Source organism: Asticcacaulis sp. P2_B1, from assembly GCF_056404915.1.
Genome location: NZ_JBFUDD010000014.1, coordinates 30,420 through 55,328, shown reverse-complemented (window position 1 = coordinate 55,328; position 24,909 = coordinate 30,420). Strand labels below are relative to the sequence as shown.

Annotated in this window: 22 protein-coding genes and 1 tRNA gene; 12 read left to right on the top strand and 11 right to left on the bottom strand. The window is 61.3% G+C overall.

All coding sequences use genetic code 11. The features are described 5' to 3' along the window. Positions 1-35 precede the first annotated feature (35 nt). The gene (locus AC1DX3_RS20640; protein ID WP_476991228.1) at positions 36-1,406 is read left to right on the top strand and encodes a tetratricopeptide repeat protein; all 1,371 of its coding nucleotides are present in this window, start codon (positions 36-38) and stop codon (positions 1,404-1,406) included. A gap of 37 nt (positions 1,407-1,443) precedes the next feature. Here the strand turns inward: AC1DX3_RS20640 and AC1DX3_RS20635 are convergent, their stop codons facing one another. Together AC1DX3_RS20635 and AC1DX3_RS20630 are read right to left on the bottom strand one after the other, a co-directional pair. Next, a complete protein-coding gene (locus tag AC1DX3_RS20635; protein ID WP_476991227.1) occupies positions 1,444-3,663 on the bottom strand; it encodes a 3-hydroxyacyl-CoA dehydrogenase NAD-binding domain-containing protein in 2,220 nt (739 codons plus the stop codon). Positions 3,664-3,674: 11 nt separating this feature from the next. Then, the gene (locus AC1DX3_RS20630; protein WP_476991226.1) at positions 3,675-4,892 is read right to left on the bottom strand and encodes an acetyl-CoA C-acetyltransferase; all 1,218 of its coding nucleotides are present in this window, start codon (positions 4,890-4,892) and stop codon (positions 3,675-3,677) included. Positions 4,893-5,057: 165 nt separating this feature from the next. On the opposite strand from AC1DX3_RS20630, the gene dgoD reads away from it, so the two are divergent. The 6 genes from dgoD (at position 5,058) to AC1DX3_RS20600 (ending at position 11,977) form a co-directional block, all read left to right on the top strand. Further along, complete coding sequence (dgoD, locus tag AC1DX3_RS20625; protein WP_476991225.1) at positions 5,058-6,239, top strand: galactonate dehydratase; 1,182 nt, start codon at positions 5,058-5,060, stop codon at positions 6,237-6,239. Positions 6,240-6,520: 281 nt separating this feature from the next. Further along, the gene (locus tag AC1DX3_RS20620) at positions 6,521-7,381 is read left to right on the top strand and encodes an SMP-30/gluconolactonase/LRE family protein (RefSeq protein WP_476991224.1); all 861 of its coding nucleotides are present in this window, start codon (positions 6,521-6,523) and stop codon (positions 7,379-7,381) included. Between the two features lie 32 nt (positions 7,382-7,413). Further along, on the top strand, positions 7,414-8,331 hold the full coding sequence (locus AC1DX3_RS20615) for a 2-dehydro-3-deoxygalactonokinase (protein ID WP_476991223.1): 918 nt from the start codon (positions 7,414-7,416) through the stop codon (positions 8,329-8,331). After that, positions 8,328-8,966 (top strand): 2-dehydro-3-deoxy-6-phosphogalactonate aldolase, encoded by a 639-nt coding sequence (locus AC1DX3_RS20610; protein WP_476991222.1) that lies wholly within the window; start codon positions 8,328-8,330, stop codon positions 8,964-8,966. The genes AC1DX3_RS20615 and AC1DX3_RS20610 overlap by 4 nt, the downstream gene beginning before the upstream one ends. Positions 8,967-9,071: 105 nt before the next feature. Further along, entirely contained in the window at positions 9,072-11,444 is a 2,373-nt protein-coding gene (locus AC1DX3_RS20605; protein ID WP_476991221.1) for a PAS domain S-box protein, read from the top strand. A 149-nt stretch (positions 11,445-11,593) separates the two neighbouring features. Next, the gene (locus tag AC1DX3_RS20600) at positions 11,594-11,977 is read left to right on the top strand and encodes a c-type cytochrome (protein WP_476991220.1); all 384 of its coding nucleotides are present in this window, start codon (positions 11,594-11,596) and stop codon (positions 11,975-11,977) included. Positions 11,978-11,980: 3 nt separating this feature from the next. On the opposite strand, the gene AC1DX3_RS20595 is transcribed toward AC1DX3_RS20600, so the two are convergent. The 3 genes from AC1DX3_RS20595 to AC1DX3_RS20585 form a co-directional block, all read right to left on the bottom strand. Beyond that, the gene (locus tag AC1DX3_RS20595; RefSeq protein WP_476991219.1) at positions 11,981-13,588 is read right to left on the bottom strand and encodes an ATP-binding protein; all 1,608 of its coding nucleotides are present in this window, start codon (positions 13,586-13,588) and stop codon (positions 11,981-11,983) included. 1 nt (position 13,589) lies between these two features. Continuing rightward, entirely contained in the window at positions 13,590-15,152 is a 1,563-nt protein-coding gene (locus AC1DX3_RS20590) for an ATPase domain-containing protein (RefSeq protein WP_476991218.1), read from the bottom strand. 145 nt (positions 15,153-15,297) lie between these two features. Next, positions 15,298-15,744: a winged helix-turn-helix transcriptional regulator gene (locus AC1DX3_RS20585; RefSeq protein WP_476991217.1), complete on the bottom strand. Its 447-nt coding sequence runs from the start codon at positions 15,742-15,744 to the stop codon at positions 15,298-15,300. A 97-nt stretch (positions 15,745-15,841) separates the two neighbouring features. Here AC1DX3_RS20585 and AC1DX3_RS20580 point away from each other — a divergent pair, with 97 nt between their 5' ends. Then, positions 15,842-16,711 carry an SDR family oxidoreductase gene (locus tag AC1DX3_RS20580; RefSeq protein ID WP_476991216.1) on the top strand — a complete coding sequence of 290 codons (870 nt, stop codon included), beginning with the start codon at positions 15,842-15,844 and terminating at the stop codon, positions 16,709-16,711. Between the two features lie 45 nt (positions 16,712-16,756). Continuing rightward, positions 16,757-17,308, top strand: coding sequence for a GNAT family N-acetyltransferase (locus AC1DX3_RS20575; RefSeq protein WP_476991215.1), 552 nt, complete (start codon positions 16,757-16,759; stop codon positions 17,306-17,308). Here AC1DX3_RS20575 and AC1DX3_RS20570 read toward each other — a convergent pair. The 5 genes from AC1DX3_RS20570 to AC1DX3_RS20550 all read right to left on the bottom strand — a co-directional run bounded on the left by AC1DX3_RS20570 (position 17,253) and on the right by AC1DX3_RS20550 (position 21,891). Next, positions 17,253-17,696 (bottom strand): NUDIX domain-containing protein, encoded by a 444-nt coding sequence (locus AC1DX3_RS20570; RefSeq protein WP_476991214.1) that lies wholly within the window; start codon positions 17,694-17,696, stop codon positions 17,253-17,255. The genes AC1DX3_RS20575 and AC1DX3_RS20570 overlap by 56 nt on opposite strands. 1 nt (position 17,697) lies before the next feature. Next, the gene (locus AC1DX3_RS20565) at positions 17,698-18,702 is read right to left on the bottom strand and encodes a phospholipase C/P1 nuclease family protein (protein WP_476991213.1); all 1,005 of its coding nucleotides are present in this window, start codon (positions 18,700-18,702) and stop codon (positions 17,698-17,700) included. A 113-nt stretch (positions 18,703-18,815) separates the two neighbouring features. After that, positions 18,816-19,145: a 2Fe-2S iron-sulfur cluster-binding protein gene (locus AC1DX3_RS20560; RefSeq protein WP_476991212.1), complete on the bottom strand. Its 330-nt coding sequence runs from the start codon at positions 19,143-19,145 to the stop codon at positions 18,816-18,818. A gap of 86 nt (positions 19,146-19,231) precedes the next feature. Next, entirely contained in the window at positions 19,232-21,283 is a 2,052-nt protein-coding gene (locus AC1DX3_RS20555) for a M13 family metallopeptidase (RefSeq protein ID WP_476991211.1), read from the bottom strand. Positions 21,284-21,537: 254 nt separating this feature from the next. Beyond that, positions 21,538-21,891, bottom strand: coding sequence for an Hpt domain-containing protein (locus AC1DX3_RS20550; protein WP_476991210.1), 354 nt, complete (start codon positions 21,889-21,891; stop codon positions 21,538-21,540). A 133-nt stretch (positions 21,892-22,024) separates the two neighbouring features. On the opposite strand from AC1DX3_RS20550, the gene AC1DX3_RS20545 reads away from it, so the two are divergent. Next, positions 22,025-22,100: transfer RNA gene (locus tag AC1DX3_RS20545), tRNA-Lys, on the top strand. A gap of 119 nt (positions 22,101-22,219) precedes the next feature. Here the strand turns inward: AC1DX3_RS20545 and pobA are convergent. Further along, positions 22,220-23,380, bottom strand: coding sequence for a 4-hydroxybenzoate 3-monooxygenase (gene pobA / locus AC1DX3_RS20540; RefSeq protein WP_476991209.1), 1,161 nt, complete (start codon positions 23,378-23,380; stop codon positions 22,220-22,222). A 121-nt stretch (positions 23,381-23,501) separates the two neighbouring features. Here pobA and AC1DX3_RS20535 point away from each other — a divergent pair, with 121 nt between their 5' ends. Together AC1DX3_RS20535 and AC1DX3_RS20530 are read left to right on the top strand one after the other, a co-directional pair. Further along, on the top strand, positions 23,502-24,392 hold the full coding sequence (locus AC1DX3_RS20535) for a helix-turn-helix domain-containing protein (RefSeq protein ID WP_476991208.1): 891 nt from the start codon (positions 23,502-23,504) through the stop codon (positions 24,390-24,392). A gap of 143 nt (positions 24,393-24,535) precedes the next feature. After that, positions 24,536-24,907 carry a GntR family transcriptional regulator gene (locus tag AC1DX3_RS20530; protein WP_476991207.1) on the top strand — a complete coding sequence of 124 codons (372 nt, stop codon included), beginning with the start codon at positions 24,536-24,538 and terminating at the stop codon, positions 24,905-24,907. Positions 24,908-24,909 lie beyond the last annotated feature (2 nt).

Below are 24,909 nucleotides of genomic sequence, written 5' to 3'. Positions count from 1 at the left end.
GACCTGATCGCATGGCGGGGTTAGGTCTGGTCGTTATGAAACACTCGTCAGGCTTTTTTCGGCGCTACCAACAGTACGGCGTAACAATGCTTGCCTTGGCGACCTTCGCCAGTCCCGTGGCGGCGCGGCCGTTTCCCTTGCTATTGATGCCGGACGGTATCGCAACTCCTTACGAGGCGGCGAAGACTCGGTCGTCTCGAGGCGATGCCGCGGCAGAGTTCTGGATGGGTGAATATGCTGCGGGTTACGGAACGGATTTGAAAGAGCATTCTGCCGATTATGTTGCGGCACTTTCGTGGCTCATCAAAGCGGATACGCAAGGCTACAAGCCGGCCCGCGGGCCGCTGGCCTATCTTCAAGGTCAGCGTGCTGAGTATGAGAGCCATCTTGCGGCCGCGCAAACCGGCAATCCGCAGGCGGAATACGACCTCTCCATTTATATGCAGTCCGCCGACGAAGGTTGGCATATGAGGGACAACGCCCCACTGTGGCTAAACCGAGCGGCAGAACACGGACAGCCCGATGCCGAATATGCTGTCGGAACGGCAACGATTGACAAGTGGGCCGCTGGCGATCGCTCCGACATAACGTTTTTACAGACAGGATTTAGGTGGTTGGAAAGCGCCAGTCAGCAAGGCCATATCGACGCGCAAATGTACCTCACTGCCCTGTACGCGCAGGATACTCCTTACAAGAATGACGAGAAGGCCTTGGCCTGGATGCAGGTACTGTCGGCTCACAGTTTCACAGTGCCAAAGACGCGCGACGATAAGGAAGCGTGGGCGTTCTTCCGGATTGCCCGAACCACGGAAAACCTGTGCAACCATTACGAGGGCGCAAGCGTAGATCTGGCAGTTCGGGTAAACTCAAAGTATATCGAGACAAGCTTTCCAGGTGCTTACGACGTGACGAAGGCGTTTGCCTGTCATACGCGTTTGGCACAAACGACAAACTGGAAAGGCGAATACGCTCTGGGCTACGATTACCAGTACGGCCTTGGCACACCTATCGACAAGGATAAGGCGGTCGCGGCTTACTTAACTCAGACCACGGATAATGACGGCCGCTTGAATTACGGTGCCATGGAAGCGGCGATGATCAGGTTGGGGCTCATTTATGAAGAGCGCCAAGATTATGAGCAATCTTATCTTTGGTTACAGAGGGCACAACATGGTCGGAGCCATAAAGCCGGAGAACGCGATGATATAAGCCCTGAAGCTGCCCTGCCCTCGGTCTCGCCGGAGGTGGAATCCAGACTTCAGGTTTATGATCTGGGGTCCGCCGCACTGGTTAGGGTAAGCGACAAGCTTTCACCAGAGGTTCGCGCCGCCAAGGATGTCGAAGTCGCCAACACCATGCGGCAACGGTCCTACCAGGATAATATCTGGATAGTGCCAATCTATTAAAAAAATCCCCGCAGACGGACCTGCGGGGATCTTGATTTTACGCGGCTTTCGCTTCCTGTTTCCCGAAGCGGCCGTAGAAGGTCTCGCCCTTGGCCGCCATATCGCGCAACAACCGCGGCGGGGCAAAGCGTTCGCCATAGGTCGCCGTCATGCGGTCCAGTTCTTCGACGAACTTGGCGGCGCCAATCGCGTCGATCAGCGAGATCACCCCGCCCGACCACGGCGCAAAGCCCCAGCCGAGGATCGAACCGACATCGGCTTCGCGAGGGTCAGTAATGACACCCTCTTCGAAGCAGCGTGCCGCGGTTACCGCCTGGGTATAGAGCAGGCGCTTCTTCAATTCCTCGACCAGAACCGGATCGGCCTCCTCGACCTTGAGCGGGAACATGTCCTTGACGCCCTGCCAAAGGGTCTTGTTACCGCCGGCGGCCGGGTAGTCATAGAAGCCCTTGCCGTTCTTGCGGCCCAGACGGCCGTCGGCAACCATGCCGGCGACTTCCTTTTCGCCCGGCAGCGGCTTGTAGGACGCGCCTTCGGCCTTGGCAGTCTCCGAGGTGATCTTGACCATCAGGTCGAGCGCCACGTCGTCGAGCATTTCGAGCGGCCCGCGCGGCATACCGGTCATGCGGCCGACATTGTCGATAATGGCCGGCGCAATGCCTTCGGACCACATCATCATGCCTTCGGCGGTGAACGGAATGAAACAGCGGTTGGCATAGAAGTAGCGCGAATCATTGACTGAAATCGGCGTCTTCTTGATCTTCAGGACGTAGTCGATGGCCTTGGCCAGGGTTTCGTCGGACGTGTCCTTGCCCGAGATGATTTCGACCAGCAGCATCTTGTCGACCGGCGAGAAGAAGTGGATGCCGATGAAGTTTTCCGGCTTTTGCGAGGCGGTGGCCAGGATCGAGATCGGAATGGTCGAGGTGTTCGAACCGAAGATCGCGGTACCGGCCTTGTCGCCCGTGTAAAGGCGGGCCTCGGCCTGTTTGGTGACCGATTCTTTCAACTCGGTGTTCTCGAACACGGCCTCGATGACGAGGTCGGCACCCTTGATCTGGTCGTAGTCGGGCGTGGGGATTATCAGGTCGAGCGCGGCCTGACCGGCGTCCTTGCTCATCTTGTTGCGCGACACGGCCTTCATAATCAGGTCTTCGCAGTGCTTCTTGCCCTTGTCGGCCGATTCCTGGTCGCGATCGATCAGGATGGTCTGGATGCCGGCCAGGGCCTGGACGTAGGCGATACCCGCGCCCATCATGCCGGCGCCCAGCACGGCGACCTTGTTGAACTCGGCTTTCGGCACGCCGGTCGGGCGGCCCGAGCCCTTGCCGATCTGCTGCATCGAGAAGAAGAAGGTGCGGATCATCGCCTTGGCCTGGGGCGTCGCCAGGGTCTTGCAGAAGAAGCGCGATTCGACCCGGATGGCGGTGTCGAACGGCAGTTGCAGGCCTTCATAGACGCTGTGCATCAGGTTGATGACAGCCGGGTAGTTGCCGTAGGACTGCTTGCGCAACAAGGCATTGCCCATGATGAAGATCTGGGCGCCGGCGGGATGGTAGGGACCGCCGCCGGGGATCTTGAAATCCTTCTTGTCCCAGCGCGCTACCGGATCGCCCTTGGTCTTTATCCAGGTCTTGGCGGCCTCGACCACCTTGTCGTTATCGACGACTTCATCGACTATGCCGGCACCAAGCGCCTCGGCCGGCTTGAACGACTTGCCTTCCGACATGGCCATCAACGCCGCTTGGGCGCCGATCAACCGCGGCAGGCGCTGCGAGCCGCCACCACCGGGGAACAGGCCGATCTTGACTTCGGGCAGGCCGACCTGGGTCTTCGGGCTATTGGACAGGACGCGATAGTGACAGGCCAGCGACAGTTCGAGGCCGCCGCCCAAAGCCAGGCCGTTGATGGCCACGGCCACCGGCTTGCCGCAGGTTTCCAGCAGGCGATACACGCGGTTCATCTCGAACGCGGCGTCGAAGCTCGCTTTCAGCTTCGATTGCTCATCCTGCGGACCACCCTGGACTTCCCAGGCGCCGCCCAGCATTTCTTCCAGATCGGCGCCGGCGCAAAAGCCCGTCGTCTTGCCCGAGGTGATGACGACGCCCTTGACAGCCGCATCGCTCTTGGCCTGGTTGGCAATGGCTTCCAGGTCGGACAGGGCCGACTTGGTGAAGGTGTTCATGGTCTTGCCGGGCACGTCGAAAGTGGCGAGCAGGATGCCGTCGGCGTCGATATCGGTTTTGAAGTTTTGCATCAGATTTCCCCTTAAACGCGTTCGATGACGGTCGCGGTGGCCATGCCGCCGCCGACGCACAAGGTAACGAGCGCGGTCGACTTGTTCGTCCGCTCCAGTTCGTCGAGCACGGTGCCGAGGATCATCGCCCCGGTGGCGCCCAGCGGGTGGCCCATAGCGATGGCGCCGCCGCAGACATTGATCTTGTCGTGCGGAATATCGAGCACCTGCATGTACCGCAGCACGACCGCGGCGAAGGCTTCGTTCAATTCGTAAAGGTCGATGTCACCGACATTCATGCCCAGTTTCTTGAGTACCTTTTCGGTGGCGTAGGACGGACCGGTCAACATGATCGACGGCTCCGAACCGATCGAAGCGGTGCCCAGGATACGGGCGCGCGGCTTCATGCCGGTGACCTTGGCCGATTCGAGATTGCCGACCAGGACCGCAGCGGCGCCGTCGACGATCGACGACGAATTGCCCGGCGTATGGACGTGGTTGACACGCTCGGCTTCCGGGTAGCGTTGATTGATGACGGCGTCGAAGGCCATCTCACCCAGGCCGGCAAACGACGGGTTCAACCCGCCCAGAGTCTGCATGTCGGTCTTGGGGCGGATGGTTTCGTCGTGATCGAGTGCGATAATGCCCATCTGGTCCTTCACCGGCACGATGGCGCCCTTGAAGCGGCCTTCCGCCCACGACTGAGCCGAACGCTTATGGCTTTCAACCGAATAGGCGTCAACGTCGCTGCGCGAAAAGCCCCATTTGGTGGCGATCATGTCGGCCGAAACACCTTGGGGCACGAAATAGGTCGGAAAGGCCGCGCCGACATCGATCGCCCAGGCGCCGCCGTCGGAACCCATGGGCACCCGGCTCATGCATTCGACGCCGCCGCCGATGGCCATGGTCGCTTCGCCAGCGACCACCTTGCAAGCGGCGATATTGACGGCCTCTAAGCCCGAAGCGCAGAAGCGGTTGACCTGGATGCCGGCGGTCGACTGGGCATAGCCGGCAGCCAGAACCGCGGCGCGGCCGATATCGCCGCCCTGCTCGCCGACCGGAGTGACGCAGCCCCAGGCGACATCGTCGACGATCGCCGTGTCGAGGCTGTTGCGTTCCGCCATGGCGCGCAGCACCTGCGCCGACAGGTCGAGCGCGGTGATCTGGTGCAGGCTGCCGTCCTTCTTGCCCTTGCCGCGCGGCGAGCGCACATGGTCATAGATATAGGCTGAGTTTTCGGGACTGGGCATACAGACTCCTCCGGCATTTTTTGATCCGGCTTAGATGCGCTTTGTTTACGCGCGCGTCAAGATAATCGTGGAAATATTCTTCCCACCAATTCAATTATCATACAATTTGCTTGACCAATTTCGGCGAAAAGATTAGGTCATTTATAAGACAAATACGGACACGCCATGGACACGCTTTCTCCCGCCACCGAAACCCTCACCAAAACCGCTATCCGCAAGATCGAGACCTTCGCCGTCCCGCCACGCTGGCTGTTTGTCCGCGTCGAAAGCGCCGATGGCGCCGTCGGCTGGGGCGAGGCCTCGCTGGAAGGCCATACCGAGGCCACCCAGGCCGCCTTTGCCGAGATTCGCGAACGCTTTATCGGCCACGACAGCGAACGTATCGAAGACATGTGGCAGGTCTTTTACCGCCTCGGCTTTTACCGCGGCGGCCCGGTCCTGATGTCGGCCCTGTCCGGCTTCGATCAGGCCTTGTGGGATCTGAAGGCCCGCCGCCTCGGCGTGCCGGTCTGGCAATTGCTGGGCGGCCAGGTGCGCGACCGCGTCCAGGTCTATGCCTGGATCGGCGGCGACCGTCCGTCCGATGTCATCGATGCCGGCAAGGCGCGCCTCGCCCAGGGTTTCAAGGCGGTCAAGATGAACGCGTCGGAAGACATGGGCTGGCTCGATTCGCCCAAGGTCCTGGACGCCGTCTGTGAGCGCTTCACCTCGGTGCAGAGCCTGGGTCTCGATGTCGGGCTCGACTTCCACGGCCGCGTGCATAAGCCGATGGCCAAGCAACTGGCCCACGTTCTCGAACCGTTGCGCCCCTTGTTCATCGAAGAGCCTTTGCTCAGCGAACATATCGAAGCCATCGCGCAATTGTCGAAACTGACGACCACGCCGATCGCCCTCGGTGAACGCCTTTACAGCCGTTGGGACTTCAAGCCGTTCTTCGAGCGCGCCTGCGTCGACATCATCCAGCCCGATCTCAGCCACGCCGGCGGGATTTCGGAATGCCGCCGCATCGCCGCCATGGCCGAAGCCTATGACGTCGCGATCGCGCCCCACTCACCGCTCGGCCCTATCGCCCTGGCCTCGTGCATGCAGTTGGCGATCGCCACGCCGAACCACGTCATCCAGGAAATGTCGCTGGGCATCCACTATAACACCAACGGCCACGACCTGTTGTTCTATATGAAGAACCCCGAAATGTTCGACGTCGCCGACGGTTATGTCGAGGCCCTGACCGGCCCCGGTCTCGGTATCGAGATCGACGAGGATAAGGTGCGCGAAATGGCCAAGGATTGCCCGCCTTGGCGCAATCCCGCGTGGCGGGGACCGGATGGTTACGTCCGCGAGTGGTAGGGCTAAGGCGATTCAAGGGGCTGCAAAACGTCATCTTGCTGCGCTCCGGTGCTCACGTACTGAAGTACGCTCCGCTCCGGTGCTCCCAAGCTAACATTTTTCGCCGCCTCGTATCGCCTTATCCGCCGCCGGTGGGTGAAGGGGATGGAGGCGCCGAACAGGTCACAGGCACAAAATATCTGTTCTTATCTGGCTTATCTGTGGATCCCCTTTTCTGTCTTGCACCCGACACCGCCGCAGCCTAAGAAATCCCATAACTCAGACAATACGGGAAACGCATCATGACCGATATTATCCGCCGCTCAGAGCCGGGCGCCATCCTGGGCGAAGGCCCGCTGTGGTCGAAGCGCGACCAGGCCATCTATTGGGTCGATATCCTCAGCCACCGCCTGCATGCCTATTTCCTGAACGGCGAATCCAAGACCTGGCAATTCGACGAACCCATCACCTGGGTCATCGAACGCGAACAGGGCGGTTTCATCGCCGGCCTGATGTCGGGCTTTGCCGAACTGACGCTCGATCCGTTTACCCTCACCCACATCGCCACCCCCTACCCGCACGAACCGGAAAACCGCCTGAACGACGCCAAGGCCGACGACCTCGGCCGCATCTGGGCGGGCTCGATGCACAAGCCGATCCAAAAGGTCTCCGGCGCCTTTTACCGCCTCAATACCGACCGGACCTGGCAGGAGGTCGACGGCCCCTACAAGATCGCCAACGGCCCGACCTTCTCGGCCGACCATAAGCGCATCTGGCACACCGACACCGGCAGGAACGAAGTCTACGTCTTCGACGTCATCGACGGCGAACTGGCCAATAAGCGTCTATGGCTGACCTTCCCCGATGCCTGGGGCGGCCCCGACGGCATGACGACGGACGCTCAGGGCGGCATCTGGATCGCCCATTGGGGCATCGGCCGCGTCACCCGCTTCCATGAAGACGCCACCGAAGATTTCCATGTCGATCTGCCGGCCAAACAGATTACCTCACTGTGCTTTGCCGGCGACGCCCTCGATCGCGTTTTCGTCACCTCGGCGGCGGAAGGCCTGCCCGAAGATCGTGAAGCCGGCACGTTGTTTGAAATCCCAAGTGAGCTGTTGCGCGGCCATACCGGCCTTGAACCGCAACGGTTTAGGGGCTAGATGAGGCGCGACTGCAACCGATGGACCCAAGCATGACCTACGCCTCCCCTGCCCTGATCGCCTGCGACTGGGGCACGACCAATTTCCGCATGTTTTTGTTCGGCACCGACGGCCAGGTCATCACCAGCCACGCCAGTAATATCGGCCTGAAAAACCTCGGCGTCCTGACCTTCGAACAAGCCCTGAGTTCGGTCATGAAGCAGGAATTCGACCGCGTTGACCTGCCCATCCTGCTGTCCGGCATGGTTGGCTCGCGCCAAGGCTGGGCGGAGGCACCGTATGTCCCGGCCCCGGCCAGCGTCGCCGATATCGCAGCGAAACTGATCACCGCCCCGTCGGACAAGCTGAAGGTCAAGATCGTCCCGGGCCTGTCGGCGCAAGACCCCGACACCCAGATCCACAACGTCATGCGCGGCGAAGAAACCCAGATCTTCGGCCTGATGGCCAAGAACAGCAAGGACGGTGTCTTCATCCTGCCCGGCACCCATTCCAAATGGGCCAAGGTCGAAAGCGGCGTCATTACCACCTTCAACAGCTATATGACCGGGGAAATGTTCTCGGTCCTGAAGTCGCACTCGATCCTCGGCGCTCTGATGGCCGACGATATCGACGACGAAAAGGCCTTCCTGCTCGGCGTCGACCGCGCCATGCACGACAAGTCGTTCCTGTCCCTGGTCTTCTCGGTCCGCACCGAAGCCCTGTTCGGCAATATTGCGCCGGAAAGCCTGTCCTCCTACCTGTCCGGCCTGTTGATCGGCTCGGAAGTCCGCGCCGAGATCAATCGTCACGGCATTTCGCCGGTCGGGCTGATCGGCGACGGCACCTTGAGCAATCTCTATAAACGCGCCCTGGCCCACACGGGCTTCACGGACGTCACTGTGCACGACGGCGATGCCGCTTCGGCCGCCGGCCTGTGGTCGATCGCCCACCAAGGAAAGCTGGTTCTATGACTTTAAACCAACGTTGGCAGGACGCCCTGACCACCCTGCCCCTGGTCGCCATCCTGCGCGGCCTGCGTCCGGCCGAAGCGCTCGACATCGGTGAAATGGTGGTGAAAGCCGGCTTCAAGATCGTCGAAGTGCCGCTTAACTCGCCCGATCCTTTCGAGTCGATCAAACTTCTGGCCGATGCGCTGAAGGACCGCGCCATTGTCGGCGCCGGCACCGTCCTGACCGTTGCCGATGTGGAAACCCTGAAGGCCGTCGGCGGTGAAATCTGCATCTCGCCCAACAGCAATCCCGACGTCATCCGCCGCGCCAAGTCGCTGGGCATGATCTCCTTCCCGGCCTTCTTCACCCCGACCGAAGCCTTCGCCGCCATCGACGCCGGCGCCGACGCCATCAAGCTGTTCCCGGCCGAACTGGCGGGCGTCAAAGGCCTGAAGGCCATGAAGGCCGTCCTGCCGCGTCACATGCCGGTATTCCCGGTCGGCGGCGTCGATCCCGACGGCATGCAGGCCTATCTCGAAGCCGGCGCCACCGGATTCGGTATCGGTTCGGCCGTGTTCAAACCGGGCGACACGCCGCCCCAGGTCTACGCCAAGGCCAAGGCCTTCGTCGACGCCTGGGCGACTCTGCGGCATTAACCGCCGCCCTGAATCCGCAACCACATCGCAAACTTACAAATTAAAGCCGTTAGCTGATCCCGACGCCCCAGCCACGCCCGGAAACCGACTGAGGTTCGGATTATCATGACAATTCAACCTGTGCCGGCTCCCCCGGCCACCCTTGCGGACCACGCCGGTCGCAAAGCGATCAGCCATGCCCAGGAGGTTTTGCTGAAAGCGGACGCGCTGCAAGCCGCCATCTTCAACAGCGCCAATTTTTCGAGCATCGCCACCGACGCCAAGGGCGTCATCCAGATCTTCAATGTTGGCGCCGAGCGCATGCTGGGCTATGCCGCCTTTGAAGTCGTCAACAAGATCACGCCCGCCGATATTTCCGATTCCGAGGAACTGATCACGCGCGCCAAGACTCTAAGTGCCGAGCTGGAGACCGCCATCACACCGGGCTTCGAGGCCCTGGTCTTCAAGGCCTCGCGCGGCATCGAGGACATTTACGAGCTCACCTATATCTGCAAGGACGGCAGCCGCCTCCCCGCCGTCGTTTCGGTCACGGCGCTGCGCGACGCCGACGGCACCATCATCGGCTACCTGTTGATCGGCACCGACAACACGGCGCGCAAGGCGGTCGAGGCCGAGCAGAAACGCTCGGATCAGCGCCTGCGCGACCAGCAATTCTACACCCGCTCGCTGATCGAATCGAATATCGACGCCCTGATGACGACCGACGCCTATGGGATCATCACCGACGTCAACAAGCAGATGGAATCGCTGACTGGCTGCACGCGCGATGAATTGATCGGCGCCCCGTTCAAGGATTTCTTCACCGACCCCGACCGCGCCGAGGCCGGCATCAAGCGCGTGCTGCGTGAAAAATCGCTGACAGATTACGAACTCACGGCCATCGACCGCGACGGCAAGAAGACCGTCGTCTCCTATAACGCCACCACCTTTTACGATCGTTCGCGCACCTTGCAGGGCGTCTTCGCCGCCGCCCGCGATATCACCGAACGCAAGGCGGTCGAGGCCGAATTGCGCCAGGCCCGCGCCGTCGCCGAAAGCGCCAGCATGACCAAGTCGGACTTCCTGGCCAGTATGAGCCATGAAATCCGCACGCCGATGAATGCCATTATGGGCATAGCCGACCTGCTGGCCAGGACGCCGCTCAATGACGAGCAGAACAAATATGTCCAGATCTTCCAGCGCGCCGGCGACAACCTGCTCAACCTGATCAACGACATTCTCGACCTGTCCAAGGTCGAAGCCTCGCAGCTCGAGCTGGAACGCACGGGCTTCTCGCTGATAGGTCACCTCGAAAAGGTGCTGGAGATGGTGGCGGCGCGCGCCCAGGAAAAGGGCCTTGTCCTGCTCTTCGACATCGCGCCGAATGTGCCCGCGGACCTGGTCGGCGACCCGACGCGCCTGCGTCAGGTCCTCCTCAATCTGCTGGGTAACGCCATCAAGTTCACCACTGCCGGCAGTGTCTCCCTCTATGTCGACCTGGACGAAGCCGCCCAAACGCCGACGACCCTGCGCTTCGCCGTGACGGATACCGGCATCGGTATCGCCAAACAGAAGCTGGGGCCGGTATTCGAGCGCTTTACCCAGGCCGATTCCTCGATGACGCGCCGCTTCGGCGGCTCCGGACTCGGCCTGACCATTTGCAAACGCCTAGTCGAGCTGATGGGCGGCCGCATCTGGGTCGAAAGCGAAATCGGTGAAGGCAGTGTCTTCGCTTTTACCGTGCCCATGGAGATATGGGCCGTCGCCAACCGGCCGATGGCGACCCTGGTCGACGACGACGACACCTCACCCTTACCGGCCTTGCGTATTCTCCTGGCCGAGGATTCGCCCGACAACTGCGTCATCACCATGGCCTACCTCGAAGACACGCCCTATCACGTCGACATCGCCGGCAACGGCGCCGTTGCCTGCGACATGTTCGAAGCCGGCCAGTACGACATGGTGCTGATGGATCGTCAGATGCCGGTCATGGACGGACTGACGGCCACGCGGCAGATTCGTGCCTGGGAGAAGCAGAACGGCCGCGCGCCGGTGCCGATTCTCGCCCTCACCGCCTCGGCGCTGAAGGGGGATCGCGAAATGTGCATCGCCGCCGGCTGCACGGATTTTCTCACCAAGCCGATCAAGCAAGAGGTCCTGCGCCACGCCATCCGCGAGCACAGCCTGGCCGGACCGTTCGTCTATGCCAGGGAAGACTTCATCCGGCCGAAAAACGCCAAACTGGCCGACAGCATCCCCAGCTTCCTGCGCGACTGCCGCCTCAATGTCGTAGCTATGCTCCTGGCCGTCGACCAGGCCGATTTCGGCACGGTACAATTCATCGCGCACAATATACGCGGCGCTGGCGGCGGCTTCGGTTTTCCCACCATCACCAATATCGGCGCGGCCCTCGAACTGGGGGCGGTCAATGCCGATCCGGCGGCGTCACGGATGTGGATCGGCGAACTGTCCAGCTATCTTGGCACAATCGACGCCTGATCCTTATTTTTCCGGTAACGCACAGGCGGCCAAACCTGACGGCTATAGTGTGCCCATCACCAATGAATCGCGACCTTGGACCGCATGGTATTGACCGCTGTTTCCGGCCATGCTGAGGTGACGATCCAGTCCGACCTTAAAGGCAAACCATGACGACCGGTGATATTTTCCGCTGCGCCACAACCATATTGGCCGCGGCCGCCTTAATCGCGGCGCCGCAGGCTCAGGCTGCAGGTGACGCCTTGCGCGGCAAGGCGGCGTTCGCGGCTTGCGCCGCTTGCCATTCGGTCATCGCCAGCAAGAACGGTGTCGGCCCTTCCCTGTTCGGCGTGGCGGGGCGCAAGGCCGGCACGGCGCCGGGCTATAGCTATTCGGCGGCCATGAAGGCGTCCGGCGCCTGGACCGCACAACAGCTCGATGCCTATCTCGCCAATCCGAAGGCGGCCATACCGGGCAACAAGATGCCGTTCTCAGGCGTCAGCGACCCGCAAAAGCGCGCCGACATCATCGCCTATCTCGCCACCCTGAAATAGCCGTCAGGCGACCAGGGCCGCCAGCTTCTTTTCCAGATCGGCCGGCACGAACGGCTTCGACAGATATTCGTTCATCCCGGCGGCCAGGCACTTTTCGCGGATGCCGTCGAGAGCGTGCGCCGTCATGCCGATGATAGGCGTCTTGGCGTTGTGGCCGGCGCCGTTCATCTTGCGGATCGTGCGGGCCGCTTCGAAACCATCCATTTCCGGCATTTGGATATCCATCAGGATAATGACATACGGATTTTGCGCCGCCTTGTGCACGGCCTTGACGCCGCTTTCGGCCAGGTCGACCTCATAGCCGAACATTTCCAGGAACGTCTTGGCCACCAGAATATTCGGCGGGTAATCCTCGACCAGCAGCACGCAGCCGCGCGACGGGCGCGTCTCGTCCGGCGTCGAGTCTTCGCCGTCGCCGCTGCCGCCGTCCGCTGGCGGCGTCACCTCGGGCAAGGGCAGGATCACGGTAAAAGCCGAGCCCGAACCTGGGGTGCTCATGACGCTGATCGCACCGCCCATCAATTCCGCCAGGGTCTTGCTGATGGCCAGGCCGAGACCCGTACCGCCGAATTTGCGGCTGATTGTATTGTCGGCCTGGGTGAACTTGTCGAAAATCTTGTCGAGCTTGTCCTGGGCGATGCCGATACCCGTGTCGGCCACCGTGATGGCGATACGCCCGCTGGTATCCTCGGCCAGCACGGTTTCGATGCTGATAGAGCCGCTATCGGTAAACTTGATGGCGTTGCTGCACAGATTGCTCATGATCTGATGGACGCGGGTCGGATCGCCGCTGAACCACTTGCCCCGGATATTGTCGATATTGAGCTGAAGGCCCAGCGCTTTCTCGCCGGCCCGTACCGACGCCACGTCGATAATGGCCTCCAGCAGTTTGTCGAGTCGAAACGGTACCTGTTCGATTTCGATGCCGCTGGCCTCGATCTTGGAAATATCGAGCAGGTCGTTGATCAGCATCAGGAGACTTTCACCGGATGTGGCCAGGGTCTCGATATATTTCCTCTGGTTGGCGGTCAAAGGCGAACTGCGCGCCAGAATGGTCGACAGGCCGATAATGGCGTTCATCGGCGTGCGGATTTCGTGGCTCATATTGGCGAGGAATTCCGACTTGGCGACATTGGCCGCCTGGGCCTTTTCCGCCGACGCCTGCAAGGCCTCCGCCTGGCGGGTCCGCTCGGCGAGAAAATCGCGAATGCCGTATTGCCTTTGCCGGTCGCGCAGGGCCGAACGGATAGTCGTCATGAAATTGTTGAGCTGAACCGGCCGCTTGATCAGGGTCATGTGGCCGACGGCCTCCAGTCTTTTCAAACTGGCCAGCGTGTCCGGCCCCGGCGGCGTCAGGACAATGATCGGCAGATCGGACCAGTCTTCCTGTTCGAACAAGGCCGATTGCAGCAGATTCTCGCGGTCGGCCAGCACGTGTTCCTGGGTCAGGATCAGGGCTGCCGCCCCCGCTTTCATCTCGGCGCAAATTTCGGCCAGGGTCCGGTAGACATGGACATCGATACCGTCCTGCGCCAGCAGGCTAGCAGTCACTTCACCGTCCTTCTGCGTCGGCGGCAGAATCAGCACACGCTCTTCCAGGGCGTCTTGCATATCAATGACCGAGTTGGTCGAGACGGGTCTGATCCAGCGCGCCGGAGTCCGGCTTGTCGTTATTCATGCGTTCGATCAGCGGGTCCGCGCCGACGACAAAGGGCGTGCCCGACAAGACGCCCTGGAACTGACGTAACGGCTCACCGATGCGGATGCCTGTTTCCGTCATGGTAAACTCCCGAATCGTCCGTTCATGACGGCCGTTGCGCTTTTTCACGACCGAGATCAGTTGTTTGACCTCGCCGTGAGCTTCGAAATAACGAAACAGGATGACCGTATCGGCCAGGTAGCTGGTGTCGATAACGGTTTGCATGGAGGTCCCCAATAAACCGTGCTGCGCGACCACCAGGAAGGTGATCACCCCGAGGTGGCCGAGATAGGTCAATAATTCATGTAGCTGCGCCGTCAGGAAGCGCTCCTGCGGCATGGCGTTGAGATAGCCGTTGAGGCTGTCGATGACGACGATCTTGACCGGCTTGCCGTTTTGCCCCTCGGCCGCCTTGCGGACCTTGTGGGCGAATTCACCGGGCGACATTTCCGCCGGATCGATGGCGCGAACTTCAATGAGGCCGCTTTTGACATATTTGCGCAGATCGATGCCGAGGCCATCGGCGCGCTGGTACATGGTCTCCACCCGCTCATCGAAGGCGAAGATGATACTGGCCTGGCCGTTGCGCGCCGCTTCGGCCGCATACTGGATGGCCAGGGTCGATTTGCCGACACCGGCGGGTCCGAGCAGCAAGGTGCTGGTGCCGGAAGTCAGGCCGCCGCACAGCAAGGTGTCCATTTCAGCGACACCGCTTTTGACAATGCTGTCGTCGCCGGGCTTGAGATGTTCGCTGGCGATAATGCGCGGATAGACGCTCAATCCGCCCGGAACGATGGTGAAATCGTGATAGCCGCCGCGATAGCGTTGCCCGCGCAGCTTGGTGATCGACAGACGCCGGCGTTCGGCGCCGTAATCGGGCGACAACTGCTCCAGGCTGATGACGCCGTGGGCGATACTTTCCAGCTGCAGGTCGTCCTCGCCTTGGGCCGTCTTGTCGTCGAGAAACAGGACAGTGCAGTCGCGGCCGACAAAGAACTGTTTGAGGGCCAGGACCTGACGGCGGAAGCGCAGCGCGCTTTGCGCCAGCAGCTTGATTTCCGATAAAGAGTCGATGACGACACGGCTGGGCTTGACACGTTCGATCTCGTCGATAATGCGCCGGGTCGTGAGATTGAGCTCGATCTCCGACGGCTGAAACATGGTGTACTGGTTCTCGGGATCGAGGTCGCGCTCCTCGGCGACCAATTCGAATATCTCGACGTCCTGCAGCGACATATTGTGCGATTTGGCGACCGCCAGAAGCTCCGACCGGGTTTCGGACAGCGTAACGTACAGCACCTTCTCCCCATGGCCGACGCCTTCGAGCAGGAACTGAAGCGACAGGGTCGTCTTGCCCGAACCGGGCGTGCCATGCAGCAGATAGACCCTGTTCGCCGTCAGGCCGCCGCCTAAAATATCATCGAATTCAGCAATACCGGTCTTGATAATTTTGATGGTCGCTTCGAGGTCGGTCACAGGTGCTTCCTGAAAAATTATTTCGGAAGACTATTGGATAAAATGAGGAATAAACTTTCAATGATGATGTCCCGATGGTCCGCAGCGGCAGGTCGTAAATTCAAAGCGCCTGCCACGTAGCCATTATCAGGCGGCCACGGTCCGATTATACCTGGGCCTCGAGCGCTTCACGAAACTGGACGCGCGCCTGCCTGATCTGCGGGTGATGGGTTGCCGCCCAGTCCATCAGCCCCATCAGCGGCGGCATCAGGCTCTCGCCCAACTCGGTCAGGCGGTACTCGACGCTGGGCGGCGTCGTAGCGAAGACGTGCCGGCTGATCAGCCCGTCGGCCTGCAGATCGCGCAGGGTCTGGGTCAGCATGCGCTGGGAAATATCCGGCACCGAACGCTTCAATTCGCCAAAGCGGTGCGGCCGCGCCCCCAGCGCCATCAGCAGCAAGCTGCTCCACTTGTCGCCGATATGATCCAGCACATCGCGTATCGGACAATTGTCGGCGTTCATCTCACCGCAGGTCGTGGCGGCGATGACCTCGCGCATCACCGCCCGCATGGCGTCCGTAATCTGGGGTTCAGTGATCTGGGGTTCCCTCAAGGTAACTATCTCCCGTCAAACTGCCGTCTTTACAGCGGCACAACACTCTCTATTTTAGCTATAGTCTATTTTTGAGACTAATGCAAAGGACACTCCCATGACCCATATCCTCGTCACAGGCGCCGCCGGCCATCTGGGCCGCCGCATCGTCGAACTTTTGCTCGACAGCAAGCCCGGCCATATCATTGCCGCCACGCGCGACACCACCAAATTGGCCGATCTCGCGGCTCGGGGCGCCGAGACTCGCCGCGCCGATTTCGACGACGCCGCGTCGCTGGATATCGCCTTTGCCGGAGTCGACCGCCTCCTCATTATCTCGACCGATTCCCTGGGTGAGGAAGGCAAACGCCTGAAACAGCACCTGGCGGCCCTCGCCGCAGCGAAAAAAGCCGGCGTCAAGCATATCGTCTATACGTCCATGCCCAATCCGGACAACTCGCATGTGACCTTTGCGCCCGACCATCTCGGCACCGAGAACGCCGACAAGGCCAGCGGCATTCCGTACACCATCCTGCGCAACGCCTGGTACATGGAAAACCTCGCCATGGCCCTGCCCGCCGCCCTGGCGTCCGGCCAATGGTACAGCTCCGCCGGCGACGGCAAGAACGGTTACATCGCCCGCGAAGACTGCGCCCGTTCGGCGGCCGCCGTCCTGGCCAATCCGCCTGTCAACCAGACCCTCACCCTGACCGGCCCGCAAGCCGTCAGCACCACCGAAGTCGCCGCCCTGGCATCCGAGATCTTCGCCAAGCCGCTGACCGTCATCGATGTGACGGACGAGCAGCTGGCCGGCGGCATGAAGGCGGCGGGCGTCCCGGAATTCCTCATCCCCATGCTGGTCTCGTTCGACACGACGACGCGGGCCGGCGGCTTCAATGTGCAGACTGACGCCGTCGAACACCTGACCGGCCGCCAACCGCAAAACCTGCGCGATTTCCTCACCGCCAATACGGCGCTGTTTGGCTGATCGCACAGGCTTTTCTTTGCCGAAAAACCTGCTAAAGGCGGGGGCATGATCCGCTCTGTTCCCGTCACCGCCGACCTCGTTCCGGCCCTGTCCAACCTGGCCACGGCCAGTTTCAGTGAAACCTTCGGCCATCTCTATCCGCCCGAGGACCTGGCGGCCTTCCTGGCGAAAAGCTATACGCCGGAGAAACTCCTCGCCGAGACCTCGGACCGGACGCAATATTGGCGGATGTGGTTCGACGGCGATCACGCCATTGCCTATGTGCATCTGGGTCCGGTCACCCTGCCCCACGCCGAAGCCGATCGCCAGCGCCACGGCGAAATCAAGCGCATCTATGTCCTGCAAAGCCATCAGGGCCAGGGCCTCGGCCGCATCGCGCTAAGCCATGCCCTGGATTACCTGACCGGGACCTATGGCGATGCGCCGCAATGGCTGGGCGTGTGGAGCGGCAATACCAAGGCCCAGGGGCTTTACGCCAAGTACGGCTTCGAACGCGCCGGCGAATATGTCTTCCCGGTCGGTCAAACCATGGACGACGAATTTATCTTGAAGCGCGTAACCACAACAGAAACGCCCAGGCATAGCCCTCGTTCTTGAGGTTGGTGAAGACCTGTAGCGGATTGAGCCAGACCAGTTCGTGGTCGGGCTCGACCTTGGCCGACGGCTCCTCGCCGAGCCAGGCCATCTCATAGAAATAGCAGTGGTTGTTGTAGGGCGTACCGTCGTCGTGGATGAAATAATGCAGCAGGTCGGTCACCGGCCGCACGACCTTCGCCTTGATGCCGGTCTCTTCACGATATTCCCGCACGACCGCCTGTTCCGGCGTCTCGCCCGGGTCGACGGCGCCGCCCGGCAGGTCGTAAGTAAAATCGCTGTAGCCGATGCGCGCGCAGGCGATCCGGCCGTCACGCTCGAGGATACCATAGGCGCCCGTCCGCGGCAGGTAGTCCAGGCCCGGCTTCTTTTCACCGAACTGCTTCAACACGCTAGGCACCGTGCAAAAGTGCGTACGGGTCTACTACCTTGTTGGCGACAAAGTCGTCATAGGTCGTCGCCGGATAACCGACACCCATCGACTTCGAATCGCGCCAGGCATCGAGGATTGCGTCACGCAGATTGCCGGCGCCCAGTCCCAACTGCTTGGCGATAAACGCCTTCCCACGCGGATCGCCATCGGCAAAGCCGCCGTCCTTTTGCAGCTGATACATCTGCACGACCAGGGCGTAGCTGACCTTCAGGCGCGAGGTGAAACACTTCATGACCGGATCGGTACATGGGACATAGGCCGGCTCATTGGCGCGAACATCGGCCTCGCTGATATTGCGGTCGACATAGGGACCTTCCAACGGCACGTGGATCTTGTCGTTGGTAAAACCGTTCGGGTTGGGGAAATCGCCCCAGCCGTTGTAATGGACGCTGAGATGCAGGGGCTGGGTGGCGTCACCGACATAGTGGGCCATGACGCCGATATCGAACTTGATAACTTCCTCGCGGCGTACGCGGTCGGCGTGGTACCACGCCTTCTTGACCTTGTCGGTTTCGCGCGTTTCCAGCAGGTTTACGACGCGCCAATAGGCGAAGTCCTTGGTCACCTGCTGATAGGTGTCGACCAGGGCATAGGGCAGATAGCCGGCACGGTCGGGGTCCTGCCCCTTGGCGCGCACGGCGGCGGCATAGTCCGAGCGGGTTTCGGGCAGGTTGTCGAGCGAGACACCGGCAAAGGTGTTGCCATCATCGTCGAGATCGATGAAATGCAGGGCGTCGCGTTCGGAGTGGACCTTGCCGGCGCCGCGCCAACGGTCGGGCTCATTGGCATATTCGCCGATATCGGCGATGGCCTGAGGCGTGCGCAGGAAGTCCGGCGTATAGTCCGGCAAAGCGCGGATGGCCTCTTCGCCGATAAAGCGGTGACCGGTCGTCCCCCAGGCCAGGGCGGCGCCGGCGATGACCGAACCGGCCGCGACGCACATCAACAAAGACTTTAAGCGCATAGCATTCCCTCGAATTTACATCTCTCGGCTCAAACGCCGCATGGCTCCTCGCATAAGCTCGGACGGGCGGTCGCTCTTGCCAACGGCCATTGGCCGTTGGATTGAACGCGCGATCAATCGGTTTCCGGCGCCAGGGTCACTTCCAGACCGTTCAGGTCCGGCCGCATCAGGATCTGGCACGACAACCGTGAATTACGTTTGACCATAAAGGCTTCGTCTAGCTTCTCGTCTTCCTCGTCGCTTTTCGCCACCAGTTTATCGGACCACGAATCTGCGACATAGACGTGACAGGTGGCGCATTCCAGGCAACCGCCGCACTCGGCCTTGATCGGCAGGCCGTTGTCGCGGATGATTTCCATGATGCGCCAGCCGTCGAGCGCCGGCAAGGTGTGCGCCACGCCGTCGCGGTCGGTACAGATGATGTGCAGCTCTTCGTCGGACATGATGTTTCCAGAGATGGTGGTTTTGCCGTGCGTTTAAAGGGCACAGCCTTCCCTGCCAAGCGGAAATGACGATCCGGCAAGCTTTCTTACCACACCTGGACGCGGTCTTCGGGGGCCAGGTACATCTTGTCGCCCGGCTTGACGCCGAACGCGGCATACCACGCGTCGAGATTACGCACGGTATCGCCGCGATATTCCGCCGGGGCGTGACCGTCCGTCTGGACCTGCTGACGCAAGGCCGCCTCGCGTTCCGTCTGGCGCCAGCTTTGGGCGAAGGCCAGGAAGAAGCGCTGATCGCCCGTCAGGCCGTCCTTGACGACGTCGGGCTTGCCGTGCAGCGACAGGACATAGGCGTCATGGGCCGCCGACAAACCGGCGACGTCGGCGATGTTTTCGCTCAAGACCTGATGACCGTTCAGGCACAGGTCGGTGAACGGGCAATAGGCGTCATATTGCTTCGCCAGCTTCTCGCCAGCCGCCTGGAAATGCGCCAGGTCTTCCGGCGTCCACCAGTTGAGCAGACGGCCCTGGGCGTCGAACTGGCTGCCCTGGTCGTCGAAACTGTGGCTGATTTCGTGGCCGATCGTGGCGCCGATCGAGCCGAAATTATAGGCGGCATCGGCCTGCGGGTCAAAATAGGGCGGCTGCAGGATGCCGGCCGGGAAGTTCAGCGCATTGGCCATGGGCAGGTTCACCGCATTGACGATCTGCGGCACCATGACCCATTCGCCACGGTCGGGTGTCTGGCCCAGCTTGGCCAGGTTTTTCTTGTAGTTGAACATTTCGGCGCGGCGGATATTGCCGTAGGCGTCGCCGCGGACGATGTCGAGGCTGGAATAGTCGGTCCACTTGTCGGGATAGCCGACGCCGACCTTGAGCGTGCCCAGCTTGGCCAGCGCCTTGGCCTTGGTGTCGGGCGACATCCAGGTCAAATTGGAAATGCGGGCGTGGTAGGCCGTCAGCATCTCGGCGACCATGTCATTGATCTCGGCCTTGGACGAGGCCGGGAAATACTTGTCGGTATAAAGCTTGCCGACGACTTCGCCCAGGGCGCCATTGGTGGCATTGACGGCGCGTTTCCAGCGGTCCTGCATCTGCGGCGTGCCGGACAGGGCCGTGCCGTAGAAGGCGAACCGTTCGGCGACAAAGGCCTTGGGCAGGACATTGGCATAGTGGTCGACGGCGTGGAAGGTCAGCCAGGCCTTCCAGGTGTCGATCGGCTCGCTGGCGACCAGGGCCGACAAACCGGTGACGGCGGACGGTTGCCAGACGATATAATCCTGCTGCGCGCCAAGGCCGGCCGCGGCGAAATAGGCGGTCCAGTCGAGCCCCGGCGCCTTGGTGGCAAAGTCGGCGGCCTTCCACGGATTATTCGCCTTGTGCACGTCTTCGGAATCGACACGGCTGACATGGGCCTTGGCCATCTTGGTTTCGAAAGCCGTGATGGCGGCGGCCTTGGCGTCGGCGTCGGCGACACCGGCCAGTTTCAGCACATTGGCGATATGGGCCTGATAGGCGGTGCGGATCGTCGCCATCTTGGGCGAGTCGCTGAGATAGTAGTCGCGGTCGGGAAGGCCCAGCCCGCCCTGCAGGATATAGGGCACATTATGGTCGGGGTCTTCGAAGCCCTGGGTGATCCAGACGCCGAAAATATGGTCGGTGTAGAAGTTGGTGGCGTTGAGCGCGTCGACATCGGCGCGCAAGGTGGTGCCGAGATAGGACGACAGGGACGCCTTGTCCGTGATGGCGGTAATGGCCGCCAGGTCGCCGGCCAGCGGCGTCAGCCCCTTGGCCTCGATACCCGCCTCGTCCATATAGCTGGCATAGTAGTCGCCGACCTTCTGGGCGTCGGAACCGGGCGCCGGGGAGCCGGCGGCGGCGTCCTCGATCAGCCCCTTGACCTGCTGGCTGGTCTTTTCCGTCAGAACGGCGCCGGGGCCGTAGCTGGAGCGGTCGGCCGGGATCTGCGCCTGTTTGATCCAGGCGCCATTGGCATAGGCGTAGAAATCGTCGCCCGGCTTGACCGACTTGTCGATACCGGCTTGGTCGACATTATGGTCCGTGGTTTGAGCAAAAGCGGCGCCGGTCAATCCGGCGGTGAAGATGACCGCGAGCGCGGTGGTGCGAAGCAAGGACATGAGGCGTTTCCTTTGGCGCGAAGATTTCATACGTAACGAAGCAGTCGAGACCTCCGGCCGCGCGAAGTCAAGTTACAACATAGCAATGTCGGGAACGGACACGTTGCAGCGCGCCCCCGGTCCCGAGATTCGGAGTGGTTTCCGGCATATTCAAGATGCACTCGGACGCTCCGAATACACAACCATCTGTTTTCATTATATTTTTATCCACATTCGGAGTGTCGCTGCATTTTTTTCACAGCGATTCCGTGCCCTCATGCCTTGAGGCCGCGCAGTTGCAGTTCGTGAAGATAGGCGCTGACATCCATCAGGGCTGCGTTCATGGCGGTCTTGACCTTTTCCAAACGGCCGGCGGCGCCCTCGACATCGCCCTTCTCGGCAGCGCCCGCAGCTTCTCCCAGGGCGTTGGCGCCGATGCCCAAGGCGGCCCCCTTCAAGGTGTGGGCAGCGTCGCGCCAGCCTTCGTGGTCGGTGGTCAGCAACGGCGCCCACAGGTCGCACTGTTGCTGGAACAGGCGCAGCACCTCTTCCATGACCAAGGTGTCGTTCAGCGTGTAGGCTTCGAGATGGCCAAAATCGACCGCCCCGGTCACGTCGCGCAAAGCCATGTTTATCCTCCAAATCGGCGCCAAATTAAAAAATGACGCTAAACTGATTTTGCGCTTGAAACCCAGAAGAAAATGGCTATGTTCCGCGCCTCACCGCCGGGGTCACCAAGCCCTGCGCGTTACGAATTGGTTCGGGTGTGTAGCTCAGTTGGTAGAGCAGCTGACTCTTAATCAGCGGGTCCACGGTTCGAGTCCGTGCCCACCCACCAATTTCTCCCCTTTAAATGGCTAAGCTTTCCCCTCGGGGTTATCGGTCCAAATGCGGTGTGCCGACGCACAGGCCGCGTATTTCGCTACACCGGCGCGGATATGGCTCTGACAGCCCCCCTCAGTACGGCAGGCCGATATAGTTTTCGGCGATCGAGGTCTGCGCCGCATGGCTGTGGCGAATATAGCTGAGATCGGCCTTCTGCATCTTGCGATCGAAGGCCGACATCTGTGGAAAGCGATGCGTCAGTTGCGTCATCGACCAGGAAAAGCGCTCGGCCTTCCAGATGCGGTTGAGGGCGCGTTCGGCATAGCCCTTCAGCCCGCTCTCATCGCCATTCTTGTAATGCTCGATCAGGGCATCGGCCAGATAGGAGACATCCGACGCCGCCAGGTTGAGGCCCTTGGCGCCGGTCGGCGGCACGATATGGGCGGCGTCGCCGGCCAGGAACAGACGGCCATGCTGCATCTTTTCACAGACGAAAGAACGCAGGGGCGCGATGCTTTTTTCCAGCGACGGCCCGCGCGTCATTCGGCCGTCGTCGCCCAAGCGGATCGCCAGTTCGTCCCAGATGCGTTCGTCCGACCAGTCCTCGATCTTCTCGCTCGCGTCGCACTGGATATAGTAGCGACTGCGCGTGGCCGAGCGCTGGCTGGCCAGGGCAAAGCCGCGTTCATGATTGGAATAGATCAGTTCGTGATCCATCGGCGGCACATCCGACAGGATGCCGAGCCAGCCGAAGGGATAGACCTTTTCGACGACATGGGCGGCGGCATCGGGCATGGACGGGCGGCTGACGCCGTGGAAGCCGTCGCACCCGGCGATGAAATCGCAGTCGAGCCGCTGCGTCCGGCCGTCCTTCTCATAGGTGACATACGGCGCGGACTCGATATCGTGCAGCGCGACGTCCTTCGCCTCGAACATCAAGGGAATGCCGCGCTCCGCGCAGGCGTCCATCAGGTCGATGGTGATTTCGGTCTGGCCGTAGACCATGACATCCGTGCCGGTCAGGTCGTGCAGCGGGATGCGCATCGGCTCGCCGTCGTCCATCAGGGCAAAGCCCTGGTGCCGCAGCCCCTGGCTGTCCATGCGGGCATTGACACCGACCTTGCGCAACAGATCGACCGTGCCCTGTTCCAGCACGCCGGCGCGAATACGGCCCTCGGTATAGGCCCGCGTCTGGCGCTCGAGGATGACGCAGGCAATGCCTTCGCTATGCAGGAGATGCGACAGCATGAGACCGGCCACGCCGCCGCCGACAATGGCCACTTGGGTTTTCATAGACATTTTCCTCACCATGTATGCGCTCAAAGTGCCGAAAACTCCGTTTGAATGCCATGGAGGAAAGCGTTATTCTTATGGACAAATCTGAGAATGACATCAGGGACGACAAGACACCCATATGACGACCATGATCGAAAAAAAGCCATCGATTACAAAATTTTACCTCTACGGAGAGGCGCCGCGCGAGGTCGACCACAACTTCCTGCATGTCGAGAAAATTGCGGATCGCTCGGCGCCCGTCGACGGCCATATCCGGCCGCACATGCACGCGGATCTCAACCATTTCTTCCTGATTACCCGTGGGTCGGGGCGCATCGTCCACGACGACCGGCAGACGCAGTTCGCGGGCGCCTGTGTCGTCTTCATGCCGGCGGGAGTCGTCCACGGCTTCGACTTCAGCGACGATATAGCCGGCCTGGTGCTGACCGTCGCCACGACCTATCTCCAGGACCTGACCGAAGGCCGGGACGAGATCGCGGGCCTGGGCGACCATCTGGTCGTCTGGCCCATAGCCGAACGGCATGGGCTCAACGGCCTGCGCCAATGGGTGTTGCGGCTGGCGCGCGAACTGGTCTGGCAAGCGCGCGCGCGGCGCATGGCGATCGAGGCCAATATGCTGGGCTTCCTGGCCGATGTGCAGCGGCTGCCCCAAGGCGGTGAAAGCCTCGACTCAGGCCCCGCCTCCCCGCAACGCCTGCTAGCGCGCTTCCGCCGCGAGATCGAGCGTCATTTTCGCAGCGGCCGCCCTTTGTCGCGCTACCTGCGCGACCTCGGCGCCAGCGAGGCCCAGTTGCGCTATGCCTGCCAAAGCCTGGGCGACAAGCCGCCGCGCCAGATGATCATCGACCGCCGGCTGATCGAGGCCAAACGGCTGCTGCTCTACACCGGCATGACGGTGAGCGAATGCGCGATCGCCTCGGGTTTCGACGATCCAGGCTATTTTTCGCGCCTGTTCACCCGGCATACCGGCCGGCCGCCGACCACATTCCGCCTCAATTCACCTCTGTGACCGCGTCGGTTCGGGCTGCTTGCCGTAGTGCTTGCCACAAAAAGAGCTTGCAATTGCTTTGGTGTTATAGTTCACTATAACACTAGGCGGGCGAGCAGACGCATGATAGGCCGTGCGGGTTGCGAGCATGATAGGAACAGGCTTTGGATCGAGAGTGGAATGACAACCAGCCCATTTACCGTCAGATACGCGACCGGGTGGTGGCCATGATCCTCGACGGACTGCTCAATGAAGGCGACGCCCTGCCATCGGTGCGCCACGTCGCCGCCGAATATCGCGTCAATCCCCTGACCGTCCTGAAAGGCTATCAGGAACTGACCGACGAGCAACTGGTGGAAAAAAAGCGCGGCCTCGGCCTCTTCATCCGCAGCGGCGCCCGGCAGATGCTGATGGCCGACGAGCGGCGGAAATTCCTCGACGAACAATGGCCCCCCATCCGCCAAACCATCGAACGGCTGGGGCTGAGCCTGGACGATCTGATAAAGGCCGATCCCACCTCGGGCGGGGAGAGTTAGCC

Bases quoted from the DNA above. Each gene is read 5' to 3' on its own strand.
- AC1DX3_RS20640 (WP_476991228.1), top strand. From the start codon at position 36: ATGAAACACTCGTCAGGCTTTTTTCGGCGCTACCAACAGTACGGCGTA.
- AC1DX3_RS20635 (WP_476991227.1), bottom strand. From the start codon at position 3,663: ATGCAAAACTTCAAAACCGATATCGACGCCGACGGCATCCTGCTCGCC.
- AC1DX3_RS20630 (WP_476991226.1), bottom strand. From the start codon at position 4,892: ATGCCCAGTCCCGAAAACTCAGCCTATATCTATGACCATGTGCGCTCG.
- dgoD (WP_476991225.1), top strand. From the start codon at position 5,058: ATGGACACGCTTTCTCCCGCCACCGAAACCCTCACCAAAACCGCTATC.
- AC1DX3_RS20620 (WP_476991224.1), top strand. From the start codon at position 6,521: ATGACCGATATTATCCGCCGCTCAGAGCCGGGCGCCATCCTGGGCGAA.
- AC1DX3_RS20615 (WP_476991223.1), top strand. From the start codon at position 7,414: ATGACCTACGCCTCCCCTGCCCTGATCGCCTGCGACTGGGGCACGACC.
- AC1DX3_RS20610 (WP_476991222.1), top strand. From the start codon at position 8,328: ATGACTTTAAACCAACGTTGGCAGGACGCCCTGACCACCCTGCCCCTG.
- AC1DX3_RS20605 (WP_476991221.1), top strand. From the start codon at position 9,072: ATGACAATTCAACCTGTGCCGGCTCCCCCGGCCACCCTTGCGGACCAC.
- AC1DX3_RS20600 (WP_476991220.1), top strand. From the start codon at position 11,594: ATGACGACCGGTGATATTTTCCGCTGCGCCACAACCATATTGGCCGCG.
- AC1DX3_RS20595 (WP_476991219.1), bottom strand. From the start codon at position 13,588: ATGCAAGACGCCCTGGAAGAGCGTGTGCTGATTCTGCCGCCGACGCAG.
- AC1DX3_RS20580 (WP_476991216.1), top strand. From the start codon at position 15,842: ATGACCCATATCCTCGTCACAGGCGCCGCCGGCCATCTGGGCCGCCGC.
- AC1DX3_RS20575 (WP_476991215.1), top strand. From the start codon at position 16,757: ATGATCCGCTCTGTTCCCGTCACCGCCGACCTCGTTCCGGCCCTGTCC.
- AC1DX3_RS20565 (WP_476991213.1), bottom strand. From the start codon at position 18,702: ATGCGCTTAAAGTCTTTGTTGATGTGCGTCGCGGCCGGTTCGGTCATC.
- AC1DX3_RS20560 (WP_476991212.1), bottom strand. From the start codon at position 19,145: ATGTCCGACGAAGAGCTGCACATCATCTGTACCGACCGCGACGGCGTG.
- AC1DX3_RS20555 (WP_476991211.1), bottom strand. From the start codon at position 21,283: ATGTCCTTGCTTCGCACCACCGCGCTCGCGGTCATCTTCACCGCCGGA.
- AC1DX3_RS20550 (WP_476991210.1), bottom strand. From the start codon at position 21,891: ATGGCTTTGCGCGACGTGACCGGGGCGGTCGATTTTGGCCATCTCGAA.
- pobA (WP_476991209.1), bottom strand. From the start codon at position 23,380: ATGAAAACCCAAGTGGCCATTGTCGGCGGCGGCGTGGCCGGTCTCATG.
- AC1DX3_RS20535 (WP_476991208.1), top strand. From the start codon at position 23,502: ATGACGACCATGATCGAAAAAAAGCCATCGATTACAAAATTTTACCTC.